At 72.8% G+C, this 22,538-nt stretch carries 18 protein-coding genes; 10 read left to right on the top strand and 8 right to left on the bottom strand.

Features of this window, described 5'->3' with window-relative positions; all coding sequences use genetic code 11:
- Positions 1-12 precede the first annotated feature (12 nt).
- The gene (yczE, locus tag EV187_RS15450) at positions 13-732 is read right to left on the bottom strand and encodes a membrane protein YczE (protein WP_207221856.1); all 720 of its coding nucleotides are present in this window, start codon (positions 730-732) and stop codon (positions 13-15) included.
- Positions 733-793: 61 nt separating this feature from the next.
- Here yczE and yczR point away from each other — a divergent pair, with 61 nt between their 5' ends.
- Positions 794-2,233, top strand: coding sequence for a MocR-like transcription factor YczR (gene yczR, locus EV187_RS15445; RefSeq protein WP_130353922.1), 1,440 nt, complete (start codon positions 794-796; stop codon positions 2,231-2,233).
- Between the two features lie 441 nt (positions 2,234-2,674).
- On the opposite strand, the gene EV187_RS15440 is transcribed toward yczR, so the two are convergent.
- Positions 2,675-4,147 carry a hypothetical protein gene (locus EV187_RS15440; protein WP_130353921.1) on the bottom strand — a complete coding sequence of 491 codons (1,473 nt, stop codon included), beginning with the start codon at positions 4,145-4,147 and terminating at the stop codon, positions 2,675-2,677.
- A gap of 123 nt (positions 4,148-4,270) precedes the next feature.
- Between EV187_RS15440 and EV187_RS15435 the strand changes: the two genes are divergently transcribed.
- Positions 4,271-7,492 (top strand): efflux RND transporter permease subunit, encoded by a 3,222-nt coding sequence (locus EV187_RS15435; RefSeq protein ID WP_130353920.1) that lies wholly within the window; start codon positions 4,271-4,273, stop codon positions 7,490-7,492.
- Between the two features lie 38 nt (positions 7,493-7,530).
- On the opposite strand, the gene EV187_RS18900 is transcribed toward EV187_RS15435, so the two are convergent.
- Positions 7,531-9,252, bottom strand: a complete 1,722-nt coding sequence (locus tag EV187_RS18900; protein WP_130353919.1) for a helix-turn-helix transcriptional regulator — start codon at positions 9,250-9,252, stop codon at positions 7,531-7,533.
- A gap of 197 nt (positions 9,253-9,449) precedes the next feature.
- Between EV187_RS18900 and EV187_RS15425 the strand changes: the two genes are divergently transcribed.
- A complete protein-coding gene (locus tag EV187_RS15425; RefSeq protein ID WP_130353918.1) occupies positions 9,450-9,836 on the top strand; it encodes a hypothetical protein in 387 nt (128 codons plus the stop codon).
- 9 nt (positions 9,837-9,845) lie between these two features.
- Here the strand turns inward: EV187_RS15425 and EV187_RS15420 are convergent, their stop codons facing one another.
- Both EV187_RS15420 and EV187_RS15415 read right to left on the bottom strand, forming a co-directional pair.
- On the bottom strand, positions 9,846-11,153 hold the full coding sequence (locus EV187_RS15420; RefSeq protein WP_130353917.1) for an RNA polymerase sigma factor: 1,308 nt from the start codon (positions 11,151-11,153) through the stop codon (positions 9,846-9,848).
- Positions 11,150-11,584, bottom strand: coding sequence for a YciI family protein (locus EV187_RS15415; RefSeq protein ID WP_130353916.1), 435 nt, complete (start codon positions 11,582-11,584; stop codon positions 11,150-11,152). Before EV187_RS15415 ends, EV187_RS15420 begins: the two co-directional genes overlap by 4 nt.
- Positions 11,585-11,762: 178 nt before the next feature.
- Between EV187_RS15415 and EV187_RS15410 the strand changes: the two genes are divergently transcribed.
- The 3 genes from EV187_RS15410 (at position 11,763) to EV187_RS15400 (ending at position 13,369) form a co-directional block, all read left to right on the top strand.
- Positions 11,763-12,107, top strand: coding sequence for a heavy-metal-associated domain-containing protein (locus EV187_RS15410; RefSeq protein ID WP_130353915.1), 345 nt, complete (start codon positions 11,763-11,765; stop codon positions 12,105-12,107).
- Positions 12,104-12,718, top strand: coding sequence for a DUF305 domain-containing protein (locus tag EV187_RS15405; protein WP_130353914.1), 615 nt, complete (start codon positions 12,104-12,106; stop codon positions 12,716-12,718). Before EV187_RS15410 ends, EV187_RS15405 begins: the two co-directional genes overlap by 4 nt.
- 219 nt (positions 12,719-12,937) lie before the next feature.
- Positions 12,938-13,369, top strand: a complete 432-nt coding sequence (locus EV187_RS15400) for a DUF1801 domain-containing protein (RefSeq protein ID WP_130353913.1) — start codon at positions 12,938-12,940, stop codon at positions 13,367-13,369.
- Between the two features lie 24 nt (positions 13,370-13,393).
- Here the strand turns inward: EV187_RS15400 and EV187_RS15395 are convergent, their stop codons facing one another.
- Together EV187_RS15395 and fdhD are read right to left on the bottom strand one after the other, a co-directional pair.
- Positions 13,394-15,682 carry an FdhF/YdeP family oxidoreductase gene (locus EV187_RS15395; protein ID WP_130353912.1) on the bottom strand — a complete coding sequence of 763 codons (2,289 nt, stop codon included), beginning with the start codon at positions 15,680-15,682 and terminating at the stop codon, positions 13,394-13,396.
- A gap of 1 nt (position 15,683) precedes the next feature.
- On the bottom strand, positions 15,684-16,532 hold the full coding sequence (gene fdhD, locus EV187_RS15390) for a formate dehydrogenase accessory sulfurtransferase FdhD (protein ID WP_130353911.1): 849 nt from the start codon (positions 16,530-16,532) through the stop codon (positions 15,684-15,686).
- 97 nt (positions 16,533-16,629) lie between these two features.
- Between fdhD and mobA the strand changes: the two genes are divergently transcribed.
- Genes mobA through EV187_RS15375 form a run of 3 tightly spaced genes read left to right on the top strand, consistent with a single transcriptional unit; the run spans position 16,630 to position 18,634 of the window.
- Complete coding sequence (gene mobA, locus EV187_RS15385) at positions 16,630-17,220, top strand: molybdenum cofactor guanylyltransferase (RefSeq protein WP_242609626.1); 591 nt, start codon at positions 16,630-16,632, stop codon at positions 17,218-17,220.
- Positions 17,217-17,486 (top strand): DUF6457 domain-containing protein, encoded by a 270-nt coding sequence (locus tag EV187_RS15380; RefSeq protein ID WP_130353910.1) that lies wholly within the window; start codon positions 17,217-17,219, stop codon positions 17,484-17,486. Before mobA ends, EV187_RS15380 begins: the two co-directional genes overlap by 4 nt.
- The gene (locus EV187_RS15375) at positions 17,483-18,634 is read left to right on the top strand and encodes a molybdopterin molybdotransferase MoeA (RefSeq protein WP_130353909.1); all 1,152 of its coding nucleotides are present in this window, start codon (positions 17,483-17,485) and stop codon (positions 18,632-18,634) included. The genes EV187_RS15380 and EV187_RS15375 overlap by 4 nt, the downstream gene beginning before the upstream one ends.
- A gap of 51 nt (positions 18,635-18,685) precedes the next feature.
- Here EV187_RS15375 and EV187_RS15370 read toward each other — a convergent pair whose 3' ends face one another.
- Positions 18,686-20,947, bottom strand: coding sequence for a copper-translocating P-type ATPase (locus tag EV187_RS15370; RefSeq protein ID WP_130354109.1), 2,262 nt, complete (start codon positions 20,945-20,947; stop codon positions 18,686-18,688).
- A gap of 522 nt (positions 20,948-21,469) precedes the next feature.
- Between EV187_RS15370 and EV187_RS15365 the strand changes: the two genes are divergently transcribed.
- Positions 21,470-22,456: an NAD-dependent epimerase/dehydratase family protein gene (locus tag EV187_RS15365; protein WP_130353908.1), complete on the top strand. Its 987-nt coding sequence runs from the start codon at positions 21,470-21,472 to the stop codon at positions 22,454-22,456.
- The last annotated feature ends 82 nt before the right edge of the window (positions 22,457-22,538 follow it).

The raw sequence follows: 22,538 nt of genomic DNA, 5'->3' as shown, positions 1-22,538 counted from the left end.
GCGAGGGTCGGGTCAGGCGGTGGTGACGGATGCCGCGGCGGTGTCGTTCTCGCCGCGGGCGGGTCCAGCGGGGTTAGCAGGCTTGGCGGGCCTGGCGGGCATGCGATCGGGGGGCATCCGGCCGGAACGGCGGATCGCGAAAAGCGGGATCGTGTACCCGCACAGCGGGCCGATGAGGAGCGCGAACGCGACCGTGCCGATGCCGACGTTGCCGCCGAGCAGCCAGCCGGCCGCGAGCACGATGAGCTCGATGCCGGTGCGCACGATCCAGATCTTCCACCCGGTGACCCGGTGCAGTCCCGTCATGAGGCCGTCGCGCGGACCGGGCCCGAAGTGCGCACCGATGTAGAGGCCGGTGGCGACCGCGAGCACCACGATGCCCGAGGCGAGCAGGATGATGCGCACCCAGAGGTCGAGTCCCGCGGGGATGAGCCAGAGGCCGACGTCGGCGGAGGGACCGATGAGCAGCGCGTTCATGACGGTGCCGAAGCCGAGGCGCTGGCGGATGGGGATCCAGAGGAGCAGCACCACGCCGCTCATGAGCACGGTGATGAGGCCGAAGCCGAGGCCGGTGTGCTTTGCGATGCCCTGCGTCAGCACGTCCCACGGACCGACACCGAGTTCGCCGCGCACGATGAGTGCAATGGCGATGCCGTAGAGGAACAGCCCGGCGAAGAGCTGCACGAATCGGCGGACGAGCACGGGGGCGGGGTCGGCGGGGCGACGAAGCATGAACCAATCCAATTCCATGATTGGCCTTCCCGCAAAGAGCCAATCCGCCTAAAGTGGCCTCATGTCCGACCTCGCGCTCAGCGCGCGCTCCCTCGAACTGCTGCTCGGCGACTGGCGAGGATCCGGCAGTGCCTACGAGGCGCTCGCCGAGCGCATCCGCCTGCTGATCGTCGACGGGCGCATCGCCGTGGAGACCCGCCTGCCGGCCGAGCGCGACCTCGCCGAGCGGCTCGGCCTGAGCCGCACCACGGTGACGGCGGCTTACCGGCACCTCCGCGAGCAGGGCAACCTGCACAGCGTGCGCGGCTCGGGCAGTGTCGCCCGGCTGCCCGGAGCCCCTGCGGTGCTCCCGGCGCCCCTCGAGAGCGAGTACATCGACTTCTCCAAGGCCGCCCCGCCGGCCCTGCCGTGGCTGCCCGAGGTCGCGAGGCAAGCCGTCGAGGACCTCCCCGCACACCTCGCCGATGCCGGCTTCGACCCGATCGGCACGCCCGCCCTGCGGCAGGCCATCGCCGACCGGTACACGGCGCGCGGCCTCCCGACGACGCCCGAGCAGATCATGGTGACGATCGGCGCCCAGCACGCGATCGCCCTGCTGTCCCGTGCACTCATCGGCCGGGGCGACCGAGCCGTCACCGAGGTGCCCATCTACCCGCACGCCTACGAGGCCCTCCGCGCGGCAGGGGCTCGCCTCGTGCCGGTGCCCGTCGGCCCGCGAGAGGCCGGCGACGACGACCGCGAGGAGACCGCGGGCCTCGTGCAGGCCATCCGGCACTCGAACCCGGTCGCGGCGTACCTCATCCCCGACTTCCACAACCCGACCGGCCGCACCATGAGCCGATCGGCCCGCGCCCGGGTGCTCGACGCCGCTGCCCGCCAGGGCACGGTCGTGATCGCCGACGAGACCACCGCCGAGCTCTCGATCGATCGCCAGGGCCACTTCCCGCCCATGGCGGCCGACGGCCCGGCCGTGCTCATCGGCTCGGTCGGCAAGACCGTGTGGGGCGGCCTGCGCGTCGGATGGATCCGCGCCGAGCGCCCGCTCATCCGCCGCCTCCTCGCCGTGCGGTCGCCGGGCGACCTCGGCACGCCGATCCTCGAGCAGCTGCTCGTGACCCGCCTGCTCGACCGCATGGACGAGATCCTCGAGCTCCGCAGCGCGCAGCTCCGCGCCGGCCGCGACCGCCTCGAGGAGCTCCTCGCCCGCAGCATGCCCGAGTGGGACGTGCCGCACGTCGACGGCGGCATCGTCACCTGGGTCGGACTCGGCGCGCCGGTCAGCTCGCAGCTCGCCCTCACCGCTCGACGCGAGGGCCTGATCGTGGCGGCCGGCCCGCGGTTCGGCATCGACGGCGCGTTCGAGCGCTTCCTCCGCCTGCCCATCTGCTACCCGCCCGAGACGACGGATGCCGCGGTGCAGGCGCTCGCCCGCGCCTGGCGGTCCCTGGCGCATGCCCCGGTCTCCGATCCCGAGCCCGAGCTCCTCGCCTCGGTGGTCTGACCCGCCGAGGCCGGGAGGCCGCGCCGCTGCGCGGCGCACCGCCGCGCCAGTGGGCTCTCATCGATGAGCCGGAGGGCTCCCTGTCGATGAGGAAGGGGTGCAGGGCGGCGGACGGGATTTCTCCGCCGCCCCGCACCGGCCGCGCAGAACGGCGCGGCCGGCCGTGCGCGTCGGGCACGCAGCACGGCCGTAGGGGGTGGGACCCGACACTGGGGGCGCGGCGCCGGACCCCACCCGGTCAACGTCGCATCGGGAACCTCCCGATGCGGAACAGCTGGGACCTCTCCATGCGCAGCACGGACCCGCGAGGGATCGCATCGCTCGCCGTCACGGCTGGTCGCGGCATGGTCCGGTCCTCCTGACTGGAACTGGGGTGTTCGCTCCCGGGCAGGGAGCGATGACCGTTTCCGCCCGCGCAGACGCAGGCGGAGCGGACCCCGATCAGTCAGGGGTGGTGTCGGTATCGTACACCGGCGACGACGGGAGTTCGTCGTCGACCGAGCGCAGCACCAGCGACGCGAGTGCGTCGAGTCCGACGGCGGCGAACGCAGCGTCGGAGGTTCCGGATGCCCCGGCAGCGCCGGAGCCGGCGCCGGAGCCCGCTCCGCCACCTGCTCCACCGCTGCCGGCAGCGCCGCCCGCGGCCGGCGCTCCGGGGGCTCCGGGGCCCGAGCCGCCGGACGGCGTGCCATCGGCGGGCGTGATCGTGCCCACAGCTTCGGCGGGAGTGCCCGCGACGTCCGTCCAGCTCGAGTCGGCGGTCGAGGCGCTGCCGTCACCGAAGAGCCGGGGGCTGCTCGGCGGTCCGCTCAGCTTGGAACCGGGCGCGACGGCCACGACGGATGGGCTCGCGACGGAAGGCAGTCCCGATTCGTCGGCCGGGTCGGGCGCCGACGTGTTCGCGGCCAGGTGCCCCGGCACTCCGGGAACCTCGGACGTGTGCCCGGCCGCGTCCGTCTCGACCGCTGAAATCCCGAGGTCCTCGTCCGCGAACCCGCGCGGGGTGTCGCTCTGCGGTTCGGGGAGCTGGGCAGGCGCCTGCGCCGGTGCTTGCGCCGGGGTTTGGGCGGGTGCGGAGTGGTCGGGCTTGTCGGCAGGCCCGCGTGGCGTGTCGCTCTGCGGTTCGGGGAGCTGGGCCGGCGCCTGCGCCGGTGCTTGCGCCGGGGTTTGGGCCGGTGCGGGGTGATCGGGCTTGTCGGCGAGGCCGGGCGGGGTGTCGCTCTGCGGTTCGGGGAGCTGGGCCGGTGCCTGCGCCGGGGTTTGGGCGGGTGCGGCGTGGTCGGGCTTGTCGGCAGGCCCGGGCGGGGTGTCGTTCCGGGGTTCGGGGAGCTGGGCCGGTGCCTGCGCGGGAGTTTCCGCGGGGGCTTGGGCGGGTGGGACGTGGTCGAGCTTCTCAGCGGGCCGGGGCGGGGTGTCGTTCCGGGGTTCGGGGAGCTGGGCCGGTGCGTGTGCGGGAGTTTCCGCGGGCGTTTGGGCCGGTGCGGGTCGGTCGCCGGTGTCGGCGGGTCCGGGCGCGGTGTCGTTCTGGGGTGCCGGTGCCTGCGCGGGAGCGGGATGGTCGCTCGTGCCGGCGGCGGCCGGGCCGGACGGTGCTGCCGCTTCGACGGCCGGGGCTGCAGGCACGGCCGCGGCCTCGCCGGCGGCCTCTGCGGGTGGCTCGGGTGCGGGCGCGACGACGGACTCGGTGGGCGACTCGGCCGCCTCGCCCGATGTGCCGGAAGCGGCATCCGTCGTCTGCGATGGAGCGTTCGCGTCAACGATCGCGCCACCCGCTCCCGGCGGCTCGACCTCCTCGGCGGCAGCCCCGACCGCGCTCGAGAAGAGGCTGACGACGAGCCAGATCGCCGCGACGACGACGGCGAGCAGGGCGAAGCGGAGCCACGGCATGCGCCGTGCGGCCTCCCCTGACGTCATCGTTCTCACCCCCGTGTGCTTCGACGGTACTCCGCGGGGTGCGAAGCGGTCCAGCACCCGAACGGGAGGGATTCCCAGCATCCCGTGACATTGCGCGGCACATGCCCCTGCGAGAATCGGGGGATGCACCTGCTTGCTGCGCTCAGCATGAAGAACCGAGCGCTCATCGCGCTCGTGACCGTCGTCGTCGCGATCTTCGGCGGCATCGCGCTGTCGAACCTCAAGCAGGAGCTGGCACCGTCGATCGAGTTCCCGCAGCTCTCGATCGTGACCTCCTACCCCGGCGCTTCTCCCGATGTCGTGAACACGGATGTCTCGACGCCCATCGAGACCGCGATCCAGGGCATCACCGGGCTCGAGACCACGTCGACCACGAGCTCGACCGGGCTCTCGCGCGTGACCGCCAGCTTCACGTACGGCACCGACCTCGCATTCGCGGAGCAGAAGCTGCTCTCGGCCGTGAACCGCATCGCCGGCGAGCTGCCCGAGGACGTCGACCCGCGGGTGCTCGCCCTCAGCCTCGACGACTTCCCGGTCATCGCCATCGCCGTCACCGGGGCCGACGACGTCAGCGCCCTGTCCGACGAGATCGACCGCACCACGCTCGGCGAGATCCGCGACCTCGACGGCGTGCGCGACGCGACGCTCATCGGCGACGTCGGGCAGCGGGTCACCATCACGCCCGATCCCGTCGAGCTCGCGGCGCGCGGCCTCAGCCAACAGGCGATCCGCGACGCGCTGCAGCAGAACGGCCTGCTCGTCCCGGCAGGCACGATCACCGAGGGCGATTCCACGTTCGCCGTGCAGACCGGCGCGACGCTCGGCAGCGTCGCCGAGATCGCCGCGCTCCCCGTGCTCGGCGCGACGGAGCCGTCGGCGCCGGGCGCCGGGGCGGCCTCCTTCCCGAGCGCCGCCGCCCCGGCCGAGCCGCCGGCCACGACGATCGACGACGTGGCATCCGTGGAGCTCGCCGACAACCCCGTGACGAGCATCTCGCGCGTGAACGGCGAGTCCGCGCTCACGATCTCGGTCACCAAGCTCCCCGCGGCCAACACCGTGGAGGTCTCGAACGCCGTGCGGGCCATCATGCCCGACCTCGAGTCGTCGCTCGACACCACCAACCCCGGCGCGACGTTCACGGTCGTGTTCGACCAGGCGCCCTACATCCAGCAGTCGATCGAGTCGCTCGCCACCGAGGGCCTGCTCGGCCTGCTCTTCGCGGTGATCGTGATCCTCGTCTTCCTGCTCTCGGTGCGGGCGACCCTCGTCACCGCGATCTCGATCCCGACGTCGGTGCTCATCACGTTCATCGGCCTGCAGGCGGCCGACTACACGCTCAACATCCTCACGCTGGGCGCGCTCACCATCGCGATCGGCCGCGTGGTCGACGACTCGATCGTCGTGATCGAGAACATCAAGCGCCACCTCGTGGCCGGCGTCGACAAGGCATCGACGATCGTGCGCGCCGTGCGCGAGGTGGCGGGCGCGATCACGGCGTCGACGATCACGACCGTCGCCGTGTTCCTGCCGCTCGCGCTCGTCGAGGGCGTCACCGGCGAGCTGTTCCGCCCGTTCGCGCTCACGGTCACGATCGCGCTGGCCGCCTCGCTGCTCGTGGCGCTCACGATCGTGCCGGTGCTCGCCTACTGGTTCCTGAAGCCGGCGAAGCTGCACAAGCACGAGGACGAGGGCGAGGTCGCGGCGGCGGCCTTCGTCGACGACGAGAGCCCCGCGCAGGCCGTCGACGAGCTCGAGCACCCGTCGCGCCTCCAGCGCGGCTACCTGCCGATCATCGAGTGGACGCTGAAGCACGGAGTCGTGACCCTGGTGGTCGCCGGGCTCATCCTCGCCGGCACGCTCGCCCTCACCCCGTTCATGAAGACCAACTTCCTCGGGTCGTCGGGCCAGAACACGTTCCAGGTCACGCAGGAGCTTCCGGTGGGCACGAGCCTCGAGGCGCTCGACGAGGCCTCCCAGCCGGTCGAGCAGGTGATCCGCGAGACCGAGGGCGTCGAGACCGTGCAGACCTCGATCGGCTCGGGCGGTCGCGGGCTCGCGGCGGTGCTCGGCGGCGGCGGCGGGGCGACCGTCACCTACTCCGTCACGACCGACGAGGACGCCGACCAGGACGCGCTGCAGGCGGAGGTGCGGTCGGAGCTCGACGACCTCGACGATGCTGGCGAGATCACGCTCGCGGCGTCGAGCGGCTTCGGGGCCTCGAACGACATCGAGGTCGACGTGACCGCGTCGAACGAGGAGGACCTGCAGGCCGCGGCCATCGCCGTGCAGGAGGAGCTCGACGGGCTCGACTCGCTCGCGCAGACCTCGTCGAACCTCTCGGAGTCGCGCCGCTACGTCGCGGTCGAGGTCAACCGCGAGGAGGCCGCGGAGGCCGGCTACTCCGAGGTGGCGCTCGGCGGATTCGTCTCGGCGGCGATGCAGCCGCAGTCGGCGGGCTCGGTCGTGATCGACGAGAAGACGCTCACCATCTACCTGGCGAGCGACGACCCGCCCGCAACCGTCGAGGAGCTCTCCGCACTCGAGGTGCCGACCTCCACGGGACTCGTCGCACTCGACACCCTCGCCACCGTCGAGGAGGTCGACGGCCCGTCGTCCGTGACGACCGTGCAGGGCCTGCGCAGCGCGACGGTGTCGGCGACGCCGAACGTCGACGACCTGGGCACCGCGAGCGCGGAGGTGTCGAGCGCGATCGCCGCCGCGGACCTGCCGGCCGGCGCGACGGCCTCGATCGGCGGCGTCTCGGCCGACCAGGCCGAGTCGTTCTCGCAGCTCGGGCTCGCGCTGCTCGCGGCGATCCTCATCGTGTACATCGTGATGGTCGCGACGTTCCGGTCGCTGCTGCAGCCGTTGCTGCTCCTCGTCTCGGTGCCGTTCGCCGCGACCGGTGCGATCGCGCTGCAGGTGATCACGGGCATCCCGCTCGGCGTCGCCTCGCTCGTCGGCGTGCTGATGCTCGTGGGCATCGTGGTGACGAACGCGATCGTGCTCGTCGACCTGGTGAACCAGTACCGCGACCGCGGCATGCCCGTGCGCGACGCACTGCTGCACGGCTCGTCACGACGTCTGCGCCCCATCCTCATGACGGCGCTCGCCACGATCTTCGCGCTGCTGCCGATGGCGATCGGGCTCACCGGGCATGGCGGCTTCATCTCGCAGCCGCTCGCGCTCGTCGTGATCGGCGGCCTCGTGTCGTCGACGGCGCTGACGCTGATCGTGCTCCCGGTGCTCTACGACCTCGTCGAGGGCGGACGCGAGCGTCGGAAGGCGAAGCGGGCGGCTGCCGTCGAGGCGCCCGAGGATGTGCCGGTCGCGGAGGGCATCTGATCTCCCCCTCGAGCGTTGCACGGCACCGGATGCCGCGCTCACGCTCCGACGAGCCGGCTCCGGATGGCCATCGCGGCAGCCGCCGTGCGCGAACGGACCCCGAGCTTGTCGAAGATGTTGCTGACGTGCCGGTCGACGGTGCGGGCGCTGAGGAAGAGCCGGCGAGCGATCTCATGGTTGGACGCCCCTTCCGCGACGAGCGCGAGCACCTCGAGCTCTCGGGTCGTCAGAGCGTGCGTCGCTGCCCCGGCTCCCGTGGACGATGGGACGGGCGTCCTGTGCTGCAGCACCTCCACCCGGCGCACATCGGGCAGCGCGCCGAGGCGCGCGAAGGTCTCGCGGGCGGACTCGAGCTCGGCTTCGGCAGCCTCGTCGTCGTGCAGGACGCGGCACGCCTGGGCGACCAGGACCGTCACGGATGCCACAGCATGCGGCGCCTCCAGCTCTCGCCAGGTTCGCGCGGCCGTGCGCAGCAGGCTGAGCGCCGTGTCGACGTCGCCGGCCGCCAGCGCGACCGCGCCGCGGGCCTGGGCGAGCTCGGCGCGCACCACCGGCGTGTCGTACGTCGTGACGAACGACGCGATCTCCTCGGCGGCTGACCCGGCTGCCTCGAGATCGCCGGCCTCGAGCATGATCTGCACGCAGGCCGGCAGGAGGCCCAGTCGCGCCAGGGGATCCGTGGCCTCCACGAGCGCGCGGCGGATGCCGGCCACCGCCGAAGCCGTCTCACCCTGGGACAGGCGTAGCAGGGCCAGGCCGGGCTGGACCTCGGCGCCACGATCCCTGGCGCGACGGTAGTCCTGGTCTGCTTCGGGATCACCGAGCAGGCGGTGCAACTCGCCGAGCTCGTAGAAGGCGTGGCCCGCGACGCGCTGACCGAAACCCAGCCGCAGGTCACCGCAGACATCGCCCAACTCGTGCAGCGCCTGCGGCCAATCGCCGCCGATGCACCAGAGCTGGGATCGGTAGATCCGGCAGTTGCCGAGGTACACGCCGCTCTGGTGCGGGAGCTCGTCGAGCCAGCCGCCGAGGGCGAGTGTCCACTCCCGCGCCCGGCCCCACTCGTGCGCCTCGAGGCACGTGGCGATGGCGCCGCAGTACAGCATGCTCGTCGCCCGTGGTGTCGTGTCGCGGTCGACGATCGCGAGCATCGCCTCGTCGAGACGGGCGAGGCCCTCGCCGAGGCGCCCGGCCTTGACGAGTGCTCGCCCCCACATCGTCGTCGCGAACACCCTCAGGTCGGTATTCGCTCGACTGGCGCCCAGTCGGGCTGCGAGCTCCAGCACGCCGCCCGCCTCCTCGTAGCGGCCGGACCCGATCAGCCCATACGCCTCGGTGACGAGCAGCCATCCCGAGTCCTCGATGGGGCCGTCGGCCGTCGACGGCTCAGCGCCGCCGTCCGGAGATGCCCGACCCATTTGGTCTCGCATCAGCGCCGCCCAGCCGCCCGCCCGCGAGAACTCACCGTTGATGACCAGGGCCTGCCACAGCCAGAAGCCGATGGTCAGCGCGCGATCGACGTCGCCGGAGGCGACCCGCGCCTCATAGGCGCGACGCAGGGTCGCGACCGCCAGCTCACCGCGACCCATGATCTGGGCGGACTCGGCGAGCAGCTCGAGGTCCTCGGCGCCCAGCGGCTCGACCTCGTCGACGGCGACGAACGCGTCGCACGCCTCGACCCACCGCTCCTCGCCGTGCAGCCGGCGGGCCCGCTTCAGTCGACTCCCCACGTCCGACATCGGGTCCTCCAGACCCATCATCCTCCCGATCCACCGCTGGGCGGAGGGTCCAATCGGTGGGCGGAGGGTCGAATCGGTGGACGGAGGGTCGAATCGGTGGAATCACCCAGCTGTTCGCCGGCGGTCTGGCGCGACCTGCCGACGCGCGTGGATCGCAGGTCCGGCAAGTCTTTCGGCATCCACTCCGATGGGCGGAGTGCATCACCGAGGAGGACACCATGTCCGCACCGTTCATCTTCATCGCCACGCACACCGTGAAGCCCGGGCAGTTCGAGGCGTTCGAGAAGTACTTCATCGACTTCTCCGACACCGTGGTGGAGCCCAACGAGCCCCGCCTGCTGTCGTTCCAGGGGTACGCCGACCCGGCGTCGAACGAGGTCACGGTCGTGCAGATCCACCCGGACGCAGAATCCATGGTGCATCACCTGTCGGTGATCACGGAGCATGTCGCGGTCGCCTACGCCGACTACCTCGAGCGGGAGAGCCGCTGGCAGATCTACGGCACCCCTCGGGCCGGCGTGCTCGAGAAGATCCAGGCGCTGGGCGGCGACAGCACCACTCCGCAGAGCCGCGAGGCCTTCGCCGGTTTCACCCGCTGGACCTGAACCCGTTCCTCATCTCCCGGAGCGGGGAAGCGCCGCGGCCTTCGCGAGCAGCGCCGCGCGCTCGCGCTCGTTGCCCGTGAGCCGGGCGGCGGTCTCGAGCTCCCCCCGGGCTTCGTTCGTGCGGCCGAGCCGGGCGAGCAGCTCGCCCCGCACGGCGGGGAGGCCGGGGTACCCGGCGAGCCGGCCGTCGCGCTCGAGGTCGTCGACGAGGCGCAGCGCGCTCGCCGGGCCGGTGGCCATCGCCACGGCGACGGCCCGATTGAGCTCCACCACGGGCGACGGCGCAATGCGTCCGAGGGCTTCGTAGAGCAGCACGATCCGGGCCCAGTCGGTGTCCTCGGCCGAGGGGGCGATGGCGTGGCACTCGGCGATCGCCGCCTGCAGGCCGTACGCGGCACGTCCACGCCCGATCCGGTCGGCACGGGCGAGCGCGGCGCGGCCGCGTTCGATCTGCGCGCGGTCCCAGCGGGTGCGGTCCTGCTGGTCGAGCGGGATCGGCGTGCCGTCACGGGCGACACGCGTGCTGAACCGGGCGGCGTGGAACTCCATGAGTGCCACGAGGGACTGCGCCTCGGGTTCGCGCGGCATGAGGCCGGCCACCACTCGGGCCAGTCGCAGGGCCTCGCCCGAGACATCCGGCCGCACCCACTGCTCGCCCGAGGCGGGCAGGTAGCCCTCGTTGAAGATCAGGTAGAGCACGCTCAGCACGGAGCCGAGCCGCTCTGCGTAGTCCTGGGGCTCGGGTACCTCGAACGGCACGCTCGCCGCGGCGAGCGTCTTCTTCGCCCGCACGATGCGCTGCTGGATCGTCGCGACGGGCACGAGGAACGCCCGGGCGATCTCCTCCGAGCTGAGGCCGCCGACGATGCGCAGCGTGAGCGCGATCTGCGCCTCGCGCGAGAGCACGGGGTGGCAGGCGACGAACACGAGTCGCAGCACGTCGTCGTCGATCGTGTCGGGGTCCCAGAAGGTGGCGGATGCCGTGCGCTCCTGCTCCTCGAGATCGCGGGCCATCGCGGCGTACCGCTCGTCGAGCCGCTCCCGCCGGCGCCATCCGTCGATCGCCCGGCGCTTGGCAACGGCCGTGAGCCAGGCTCCGCCGTTGCGCGGGACCCCGTCGATCGGCCACTGGCGCAGCGCCTCGAGCATGGCCTCCTGGGCGAGGTCCTCGGCCTGCCCCACGTCGCCGACGAACCGGGTGAGGGTCGCCACGATCCGGGCGGACTCGATGCGCCAGACGGCGGCGAGGGCGCGCCGGGCGCGGTCGGCGTCGGCGTCGTGCGCCGGTGCGACCGCGCCCGAGGCATCCGGACTCATTCGCTCGCGGCCCCCAGCCGGCCCTCGGCCTCCTCACGCCACTTGGCTTCCTTCTGGATCCACTCGTTGTCCTGCGGGAAGTCCTCGAGCTCGTTGACGCGACGCACCTCGAGCCGCGCGCCCGGACCGAGCGGGCAGCGCTTCGCCCACTCCTCGGCCTCCTCCTTGCTGGAGACCCCGATGATCCAGAACCCGTTGAACAGCTCCTTCGCCTCGGCGTAGGGGCCGTCGGTGACGACGGGAGGCGTCGCGTCGAAGTCGACCACGAAGCCCTCCTTCGCGTCGGAGAGCCCCTCGCCGGCGAGCAGCACGCCGGCCTTGATCATCGACTCGTTGTACGCGCCCATGGCGGCGATGACCTCGTTGAAGTCGAGGTCCTGGTAGGCGGCGATGCCCTCGTCGGTGGCCCGCATGATCAGCATGTACTTCATCGTCGTCTCTCCTTCGTCGTGCGGGCATGGCGCCCGTCTCACTCTGGCGTCGAACGGGCTCGGGGCCGGATCGACATCGCTGCGGACTTTCTCCGCAAATGCTTCCACGATCGATCGCGGGTGGCCATTTATACCCTAGGGGGGTATGGTGGTGGAAACGACTCGAAGGGAACCGACCATGACCCCGAACGCCGATGGGCGCATCGAACTCGCACTCTCCGGCGGATGCGCCTGCTGCGCGGTCGACGCGGCGCCGACGCACCTCACGATCGAGCGAGCGGATGCCGCGGCCGCCGACCCGGTGCGCCACGCCACGGAGTTCGGCGTCGAGGGCATGACCTGCGGCAACTGCGTCCGCCATGTCGCCGAGGAACTCGGTGCGGTGCACGGGGTGGACTCCGTAGACGTCGAGCTCGTGGCCGGCGGCGTCTCGACGGTGACCGTCCGCAGCTCCGCGCCGGTCGACGCCGCGGTGATCGCCGCCGCAGTCGCCGAGGCCGGGTACGAGGTGGCGGCACGATGAACACCGGACGCCGCATCGCCGTGGGTGCCGTCGTCGCGCTCGGGGCCGCACTCGCGTTCGCCGGATGCGCCATCGTCGCCGAGCGCGGTGGCGGCATGGGGAACGGCATGGATCACGATGGGATGGGACAGACCGACGGTTCGTCGGAGTTCAACCGGGCCGACATCATGTTCGCGCAGATGATGATCCCGCACCACGAGCAGGCGATCGAGATGAGCGACCTCATCCTCGCGAAGGACGGCGTCGTCCCCGAGGTGGTCGAGCTGGCGGAGGAGATCGCGGCCGCCCAAGGCCCCGAGATCGAGCAGATGGAGTCGTGGCTCGACGAGTGGGGTGCGCCGTCGATGATGGACGCCGACGACGCCGGCGGCATGGGCGGCATGGACGGCATGCTCACCGAGGAGGAGCTGGACGAGCTCGAGGCGGCCGACGGCACGACCGGGACCGAACTCTTCCTGCAGGGCATGATCGAGCACCACGAGGGCGCCATCGACATGGCCGAGCGGCACCAGGAGAACGGCGAGAGCGACGAGGCGCTCGCACTGTCGGCGTCGATCATCGAGACCCAGACGGCCGAGATCGAGCGGATGCAGGAGCTGCTCGCCGGCTGAGCGCCGCGGTCGAGCAGCGCTGCGCCGTCGGTCACCGGGGTGCCGCGCGGGAATGCATGATGAGCGCCCGGCGGAGGCGTACTGGGAGCCTTGGACGCGCGCTCATCATGCATTTCGCAGCGGCGGCGCGGAACGGAGCCAGCGCCGTCGCCGCGGTGAGCGCGCCCATGGCGCGGCTTCTCCGCCCCCTGCTAGCGTCACGGCGAGGGAGGTTGGACCATGGAACGCACCGATGCCGACGTCGACGGCTTCCTCGCGGGCGCCGCGGGTGCGCGCGGCGACGACCTTCGGGCGCTCGACCGCATCATCTCCGAGGAGTTCGCCGGCCTCGAGCGCGTGCTCTGGGAAGGCGCGATGTGGGGCGGCACCGAGCAGCGCATCGTCGGGTACGGCGGCATCACCCAGCCGCGCCCGCGCGGGGCATCCGTGGAGTGGTTCCTCGTCGGAGTCGCCGAGCAGCAGCGCCACCTGAGCGTCTACGTGAACGCCGCCGAGGAGGGCGAGTACCTCGTGAAGCGCCGCGCGGGCGAGCTCGGCGCCGTGAAGGTCGGATCCGCCGCCCTGACGTTCGCCTCGCTGGCCGACCTCGACGTGCCCGCCTTCCGCGCTCTGCTGCGGCGCGCCCGCGAGCTCATGCCCGATGCGCGCTGAGCGGCGGCGACGGCCGAGCCCGGTTCAGGATGCCGCGCGCGGCACGAGACGCACGATGACGGCCTTCGAGACCGGCGTGTTGCTCTCCTCCGCCGCGCTCTCGAGCGGCACGAGCACGTTCGCCTCGGGGAAGTAGGCGGCCGCGCAGCCGCGCGCCGTCGGGTAGGCGACGAGCCGCTGGTTGGGAAGCACGCGGTCGGGCTGCCCCGGCCACTCGCCGTGCACGTCGACGCGCTGCCCGTCGACCAGGCCCAGCTCCGCGAGGTCGTCGGGATGCACGAACACGACGTCGCGGCCCTTCCTGATGCCCCGGTACCGGTCGTCGAGGCTGTAGATCGTCGTGTTGAACTGGTCGTGCGAGCGGAGCGTCTGCAGGATGAGGCGGCCCGCCGGGCGCTCGAGGTGCTCCAGCTCGTTGACGGTGATGACCGCCCTGCCGGTCGGGGTGTCGAACCGGCGCTGGTCGCGTGGCCCGTTCGGCAGGACGAAGCCGTCCTTTCGCCGCACGTCCTCGTTGAACGACTCGAAGCCCGGCACGACCCGCGCGATCCGATCGCGGATGACGTCGTAGTCGTCCTCGAACGCCTGCCAGGGGATGTCGTGGCGCCCGGCGAGGGTCGCCATGGCGAGCCGGCACACGATCGCCACCTCGGAGAGCAACGCCGGTGCGACCGGTGGGATCGCGCCGTGGCTCGCATGCACCGCGCACACGCTGTCCTCGACCGACACGAATTGCGGATGCCCCTGCTGCAGGTCGATCTCGGTGCGGCCGAGGGTCGGGAGGATCAGGGCCTCCTCGCCGGTGACGACGTGGGACCTGTTGAGCTTCGTCGACACCTGCACCGTGAGCTTCGCGCCGCGCATCGCGGCTTCGGCGACCGTCGTGTCGGAGATGGCGCCGACGAAGTTGCCGCCCATGGCGAGGAACACGTCGATCTCGCCGTCCCGCAGCCCGCGGACGGTCTGCAGTGAATCGGCGCCGGGTATCCGCGGCACCGGGAAGCGGAACTCACGCTCGAGCGCGTCGAGGAACCGCTCGGGCATCCGCTCCCAGATGCCCATCGTGCGGTCGCCCTGCACGTTGCTGTGCCCGCGGATGGGCGACGCGCCCGCGCCCGGCTTGCCGATGTTGCCGCGCAGCAGCAGCAGGTTGACGATCTCCTTGATCGTCGCCACGGCCTTCTTCTGCTGCGTCAGGCCCATGGCCCAGGTGATGATCACCCGGTCGGCGGCGAGGTACTCGGCCGCGAGGTCGTCGATCTCCTCCCGGGCGAGTCCGGTGGCCGCGAGCACGGCCGCCTCGTCCAGGTCGGCGAGGTGGGCGCGGAACGCGTCGAGGCCGATCGTCTTCTCGGCGAGGAAGTCGTGGTCGAGCACGGAGCCCGGCGCGGCATCCTCGGCGTCGAGCACGCGCCTCGACACGGCCTGGAGGAGGGCCATGTCGCCGCCGGCGCGGATCTGGAGGAAGCGGTCGGCGATCTCGGTGCCCCTGCCGACGATGCCCCGCAGCTTCTGCGGGTTCTTGTACCGGATGAGGCCCGCCTCGGGCAGCACGTTCACCGAGACGATCCGACCGCCGTTGCGCTTCGCCTCCTCGAGGGCGGTCAGCATGCGGGGATGGTTCGTGCCGGGATTCTGGCCCATCACGATGACGAGGTCGGCCTTCGCGAAGTCGTCGTACGCGACCGTGGACTTGCCGACGCCGATGGTCGCGTTGAGCGCGGTGCCGGTCGACTCGTGGCACATGTTCGAGCAGTCGGGCAGGTTGTTGGTGCCGAACGCGCGCACGAACAGCTGGTACAGGAACGCCGCCTCGTTCGAGGTGCGCCCGCTCGTGTAGAACGCGGCCCGGTCGGGCGAGTCGAGGGCGTTCAGGCGCTCGGCGACCAGGCGGAACGCGTCGTCCCACGTGATCGGCTCGTAGTGGTCGGAGCCGGCCCGCTTGACGACCGGCTCGGTGAGCCGACCCTGCTGGCCGAGCCAGTACTCGGTCCGATCGAGGAGCGAGGTCAGCGAGTGCTCCGCCCAGAACGACCGCGGCACCGTGATCGGGGTGGCCTCCCAGGTCGTGGCCTTCATGCCGTTCTCGCAGAACTCGAGCACGTTGCGGTGGCCGGGATCGGGCCAGGCGCAGCTCATGCAGTCGAAGCCGTCCTGCTGGTTGATGGCGAGCGCGAGGCGTGCCGCGCGCGCGGGGCCCAACCGCCGCAGCGCCGGCTCCATCGAGTGCAGGATGCCGGGCACGCCGACGGCCCACTGCTTGCCGGGATGCACTTCGAGGTCGGGGTAGGGCTCGATCGTCGGTTCGGTCACGTCAGTGCTGCTCCACGGATTCGTCGACGGTCTCGGGGATGCGCGCCGCGCCGGCGTAGACCACCATCGAGTCGCCGCGGAGGAAGCCGACGAGCGTGAGGCCGGCGTCCTTCGCGTGCTCGACGGCGAGGGATGACGGCGCGGAGACGGCGGCCAGCATCGGGATGCCGCTCATCGTCGCCTTCTGCGTCAGCTCGAAGCTCGCGCGACCCGACACCTGCAGCACGGTTCCGCGCAGCGGGAGGAGCGACTCGCGTGCGGCCCAGCCGATCACCTTGTCGACCGCGTTGTGGCGTCCGACGTCCTCGCGGAGGACGAGCATCTCGCCGGTGCTGCCGTCGAAGAGGGCGGCGGCGTGCAGCCCTCCGGTCCTCTCGAACACCTCCTGCCCCGCGCGGAGCCGGTCGGGGAACGTGACGAGCAGCGCCGGATCGACGTGGAGGTCGTCGTCGATCGGGTAGGCGGTCCGGGTGCGCACGGCGTCGATGCTGGCCTTGCCGCAGACGCCGCACGAGCTCGTCATGTACGAGTTGCGCTGGATCGAGGCATCCGGTGCAGGAACGCCCGGGACGAGCGTGAGGTCGAGCACGTTGTAGGTGTTCTCCCCGTCGGGCCCGGCGCAGTGGATGGCGGCCGCGACCTGGTCGCCGCGCACGATCACCCCCTCGGAGACGAGGAATCCGATGGCGAGGTCGATGTCGTGGCCGGGCGTGCGCATCGTCACGACCAGTGGCGCGCCGCCGACCCGGATCTCCAGCGGCTCCTCCACCGCGAGGAGGTCCTCGCGGCGAGACGTGCGGCCGCCGACCGTGATCCGCGTCACCCGCGTCCTCGCCGTGATCCTGCCCATGGCTCCTGCCTATCATGGACGGCGCCGCATCGGCTGCGAACGCGGGTCTCCGCCGCTGCGACGTCGCACTCCCGGCAGGGCGATCTACAGTGAAGCCGTGCTGGTGGTGGACGCGGTGATCCTGATGGGCGGTCGTGCGACGCGCCTGGGCGGCGCCGCGAAGGGCGACCTGCGGGTCGACGGCCGCACCCTGCTGGAGCGGGTCGTGGCCGCGGCCGAGGTCGCGCGCCGACGCATCGTCGTCGGAGAGGCGGGCGCGTCCGTGCTGCCGCCCGAGGTCCGCGTGGTGCGCGAGGAGCCGCCGTTCGGCGGACCGGCCGCGGCCGTCGCCGCCGGGGTCCACGAGCTGGCGGATGACGCGGACGCCGTGCTGCTGCTCGCGGGCGACCAGCCGTTCGTGGCCGCGGCGGTGCCGCTCCTCCTGGCGGCGCTCGCAGACGCGGCCGACCACGACGGCGCCCGTGCCGTGGATGCGGAGGGCCGGGCCCAGCACCTGACCTGCGTGATCCGCCGTGCGGCCCTCGATCGCGCGATCGACGCGGTCGGCTCCCTCGACGGCGTCTCGATGCGCCGGCTGCTCGAGCCGCTGCGGATCACCGACGTCGTGGTGCCGCCGGCTGCGACGATGGACGTGGACACCTGGGCCGACGCGGATGCGGTCGGCGCGACGGGAGGAGAGGGACCATGAGCGTCTCCGACGAGCAGTTCGACCGCCTGCTGGCGGACTGGGCCGACCGGGTGCGGGCGGAGCTGGGTATCGTCGATGCACCGCTCGACATCGAGCAGGTGCTCGGGGTCGCCGGCGTCGCGGCGCACGCGGTGATGCGGCCCGCGGCGCCGATCACCACCTACCTGGCCGGGTACGCCGCCGGGCTCGCCGTCGCTGGCGGCGCGGATGCCGAGTCCGCCGCCCGGGACGCGCTCGATCGCGTCCGCCGGCTCGCCGCCCCGTGAGCAGCGGGCTCGACTGGCACGACGCCCGGTCCCGCGCCGCCGCCGCGGCGCCCGCTCCGGTGGTCGAGGTCGTTCCCCTCGACCTCGCGATCGGCCGCGTGCTCGCCGAGGACCTGCCGACGCCGATCCCGTTGCCGCACTACGCGTCGTCGGCGATGGACGGGTGGGCGGTGCGCGGCGAGGCGCCGTGGGACCTCGTCGCCCGCCATGCGCTCGGACCGGGCGAGGCCGCGGTCATCGTCACCGGTGGTCTCGTGCCGACGGGCGCCGAGGCGGTCCTCCGCGCGGAGGCGGGCCGCGTGATCGCCGACCGGCTGTGGGCCGTCGGCGAGACGGGCCGTCGCGACGTCGACGGGCGCCGCCACATCCGGCCGGCCGGTACCGAGGCCGCGGCGGGCGAGCCCGTGCTGCACGCCGGCGCGCTGCTGACCCCGCCCCGCGTGGCGCTCGCGGCCGCAGCCGGCGCCGACCGCCTGTTCGTGCGGCGGCGTCCCCGGGTGGCGCTCGTGCTCACCGGCGACGAGGTGGTGGAGGCCGGGGTTCCGGCGCCGGGCATGGTGCGGGACAGCTTCCGCATCGCCCTGCCGGCCATCCTCGACGCCCTGGGCGCCGACGTCGTGGCCATCCACCGCGTGGGCGACGACACCGAGGCGACGCGGATCGCGGTCGGCGACGACCCGGTCGACCTCGTCGTCACGACCGGCGGCACCGGGGGCTCGCACGCGGACCAGGTGCGCGACGCGGTGAGCCGGCTCGGCGCGGAGGTCCTCGTGCCGTCGGTCGCGATGCGGCCGGGCGGGCCCACGTTCCTCGCACGCACGCCCGACCGGCTCGTCCTCGGGCTGCCGGGCAATCCACTCGCCGCGGTGCTCGGCCTGCTGGCGGTCGGCGGCCCGCTGCTCGCGGCGTGGACGGGTCGTGACGTCCGCGCGACGACCGTGGCGGTCGAGACCCCCGTGGAGGGTCGCCGGGGGACCACGCGGCTGATCCCGGTCGCGGTGCGCGACGGCGTCGCGACGCCGACCGCGCACGCCGGCGCCGCGATGCTGCGCGGCCTCGCCGCGGCGGATGCCGTGCTCGTCGTCCCCGAGGGGGGCGTCGATGCCGGGGCATCCGCCGCGGCGCTCGTGCTGCCGTGGCCGACCTGACCCGACGACGTCGGCACAACCGATGGCGTCGGGCGGATCAGGTCGGGCGGATCAGGCCGGGACGGTGGCCGGCCGCGTCGCCTCGCTGCCCACGGCGCCGCCCGACCGCTGCAGCACCGCCCGGGTGGACGCCTCGGGGCGCAGGTCGAGCCGGCGCAGCAGCTGCGCGTTCGCGGCCACGATCACCGTCGAGAGGCTCATCAGGATCGCGCCGACCGACATCGGCATCACGAACCCGATCGGCGCGAGCACGCCCGCGGCGAGCGGCACCGAGATGAGGTTGTACCCGGCGGCCCACCAGAGGTTCTGCTGCATCTTGCGGTAGCTCGCCCGCGACAGTTCGATGACCGAGATCACCGAGCGGGGGTCGGATGACGCCAGGATGACCCCGGCCGAGGCGATCGCGACATCCGTCCCCGCGCCGATGGCGATGCCGACGTCGGCCTGCGCGAGCGCCGGGGCGTCGTTCACGCCGTCGCCGACCATCGCGACGCTGAGGCCCTCGGCCTGCAGCTCCTGCACCTTCGCTGCCTTGTCCTCGGGGCGCACCCCCGCGTAGACGCGGTCGATGCCGAGGCGCGACGCGACCGTGCGGGCCACCGGCTCCGCGTCGCCGGTGATCATCACGACCTGCACCCCGAGCGCGTGCAGCGCGTCGACGGCCTCCCTCGACTCGGGGCGCACCTCGTCGGCCAGCGCGATCGAGCCGGCCACCTCGCCGTCGACGAGCACGTGCAGCACGGTCTGGCCGCGCTCTGCCCAGCCGGCGGATGCCGCCATCGGCGACCCCCCCTCGCGGGTGAGCAGTCCGGGGCCGCCGACCTGCACGCTGCGCCCGTCGACCGTCGCGTGCACGCCGATCGCGGCGGACGCGGTGAAGCCCGACGCGGACGGGACGAGCAGGCCGCGGCGTGCGGCATCCGCGACGATCGCCTTCGCCAACGGGTGCTCGGAGTCGCCCTCGGCCGCGGCGGCCAGCGCCATGACCTGGTCGGGGTTCCAGCCGGGTGCGGCCGCGGCATCCGTCACGGCGGGCTCGCCCTTGGTGAGCGTGCCGGTCTTGTCGAACAGCACCGCGCCGACCGTGCGCATCGTCTCGAGCGCGAGGCGGTCGGTGACGAGCACGCCGCCGCGCGCCGCGCGCTCGGTCGCGATCGAGACCACGAGCGGGATGGCGAGGCCCAGGGCGTGGGGGCAGGCGATCACCAGCACGGTGATGGTGCGCACGACCGCGTCGTCGGGATTGCCGAGCAGGGTCCACGCGATGGCGGTGATCACGGCCGCGCCGAGGGCGAACCAGAACAGCCAGCCGGCCGCGCGGTCGGCGAGGCGCTGGGCGCGCGAGCTCGACGCCTGCGCCCGGGCCACGAGACGCTGGATGCCGGCGAGTGCGGTGTCGTCGCCGACCGCAGAGACGCGAACGCGGATGGCGGTGTCGGTCGCGACCGTGCCTGCGACGACATGCTCGCCCGGGCCGCGGCTCACCGTCGTGGACTCGCCGGTGATCATGGACTCGTCCATCGCGGCGGTGCCGTCGACCACGTCGCCGTCGGCCGGCACGCGGCCGCCCGGACGCACGATCACGACGTCGCCGACCCGCAGGTCGGACGGGGCGACGGTCTCGGTCGTGGTCGAGCCGTCCGCGGCATCCGTCACGCGCTCGGCCTCGTCGGGCAGCAGCGCCGCCAGCGCGTCGAGCGCCGAGGAGGCCTGCATGATCGAGCGCATCTCGATCCAGTGGCCGAGGAGCATGATGACGATCAGCAGCGCGAGCTCCCACCAGAAGTCGAGGTGGTGGTCGAGCAGGCCGAGGCTCGCGCCGAGCGACGCGAAGTAGGCGACCGTGATCGCGAGGCCGATCAGCAGCATCATGCCGGGCGTGCGCGCCTTCAGCTCCGACCAGGCGCCCGTGAGGAACGGGCGCCCGCCCCAGAAGTACATGACGGTGCCGAGCACGGGGGAGACCCAGGGGACCAGGGCGTTGTCGGGCAGCGAGTAGCCGAGGATGTCCGCGAACATCGGGCTGAACAGGATCGTCGGGATCGCGATGACGAGCATGATCCAGAACAGGCGGCGGAACTGGCCGACGTGGTCGCCGTGCCCGCCGTGGCCGCCGCCGTGGTCGGCGTGGTCGGCGTGCATGTCGTGGCCGGCGTGCGCGTCGTGGTCGGCGTGCAGGTCGTGGCCGACGTGCGCGTCATGGTCGGTGTGCAGGTCGTGGCCGGCGTGCGCGTCGTGGCCGGCGTGCGCCTCGTGGTCGGCGTGCGCGTCGTGGCCGGTGTGCAGGTCGTGGGCGTCGTGGTCGGCGTGCATGTCGTGGTCGGCGTGCGCATCGTGGCCGGCGTGCATGTCGTGGCCGGCGTGCGCATCGTGGCCCGCGTGCGCATCGTGCCCGGCGTGGCCCGCGTGCGCCTCGTGCCCGGCGTGGTCAGCCCCGGCCATCGCTCCGTTGCCGGCGTGCGCCTCGTGCCCTGCAAGCTCGGCACCGGCCATCGCGTCATGCTCCTCGTGCCCGTGGTCGTCGCGCGTCATGTTCATCGATCTTCCTCCATGTGCTTCGCCTCCGCAGCATACCCCCGAGGGGTATTTTCGACAACGACGACGACCCCGATTCCATTCCCGGACTCCCCCGCTCGGATCCACTGCGCCAGTTCCGAGCCCGCTGCGCCCGTTGGACTGGCGCAGTCGGCGGCGAAGTGGCGCACCGGGGAGCGACGAGAGCCCGAGATGCCGCATGCGCCGGCGGGCGCAGGTCGCGCACCACCGAGGGCAAGCGGGTTCGCGCTCGGAGAACACCCGTGGCCCCCGGCATCCCCGCCGTGCTGTGATGACGGCATGGACCTGCTCATCCTCGGCGGAACGCAATGGCTCGGACGCACCCTCGCGACGGAGGCGGTGGCGCGCGGACATCGCGTGACCTGCCTCGCCCGCGGCGAGGCCGGCGGGGTGGCCGACGGCGCCGAACTCGTCGTCGCCGATCGTTCGCAGCCCGGTGCGTACGACGAGGTGAGCGGGCGCGACTGGGACGCGGTGATCGACGTCACACGCCAGCCCGGCTTCGCACGTCGCGCCGCCATGGACCTCGGCCCGCGCGCCGGGCACTGGACGTTCATCTCGTCGGGCAACGTGTACGCGGCCCAGGACCAGCCCGGCGCCGACGAGTCCGCCGAGCTCATGCCGCCCCTGGAGTCCGACGAGTCGACGCCCGACACGTACGGCGAGGCGAAGTCCGCGATCGAGCTCGCCTACCGCGAGGCCCTCGGCGAGCGGCTGCTCGTCATCCGGCCGGGCCTCATCGCCGGCCCCGGCGATCCCTCGGGCCGGGGCGGCTACTGGGTCGCCCGCGCGGCGCGCGACGACGGACCCATGCTCGTCCCCGACATCCTCGACTCGGCGGTGCAGGCGATCCACGTCGACGACCTCGTGCGGTTCACGCTCGACGCGATCGAGCAGCGACGCACCGGGGCCTTCAACGCCGTCGGCGACCGCATCACGTTCGCCGAGTGGCTCGAGGCGTCGCGCGCGGTGGCCGGCCACGAGGGCGAGGTCGTCGCGGTGGCGCCGGAATGGCTCGCGGAACAGGGCGTGGCCGAGTGGTCGGGCCCTGATTCGCTGCCGCTGTGGATCATCGACCCCGACTGGAACGCGTTCCTCGACCGGTCGAACGCCGCGGCGAAGGCCGCCGGCCTGCGCCTGCGGCCACTCGAGCAGCTGCTCGCCGAGACGCTCGAGTGGGAGCGCGCCGAGGGCCTCGACCGGGAGCGCGGCGCCGGGCTGACGCCCGGGAAGGAGCGCGAACTGCTGGCCGAGCTGCGCGGCTGACGTCGGCGCACGCTCGCTCGCACCGCCGTGCCTCATGCGGCGCGGCCCGTTGCCGAGTTCGTCCGGGATCGCAGACACGGCG

The sequence above is a fragment of the Agromyces ramosus genome, assembly GCF_004216665.1.
Lineage (GTDB): Bacteria > Actinomycetota > Actinomycetes > Actinomycetales > Microbacteriaceae > Agromyces > Agromyces ramosus.
Note: the sequence above shows the minus strand (reverse complement) of the source record. Positions and strands in the feature narration are given on the sequence as shown.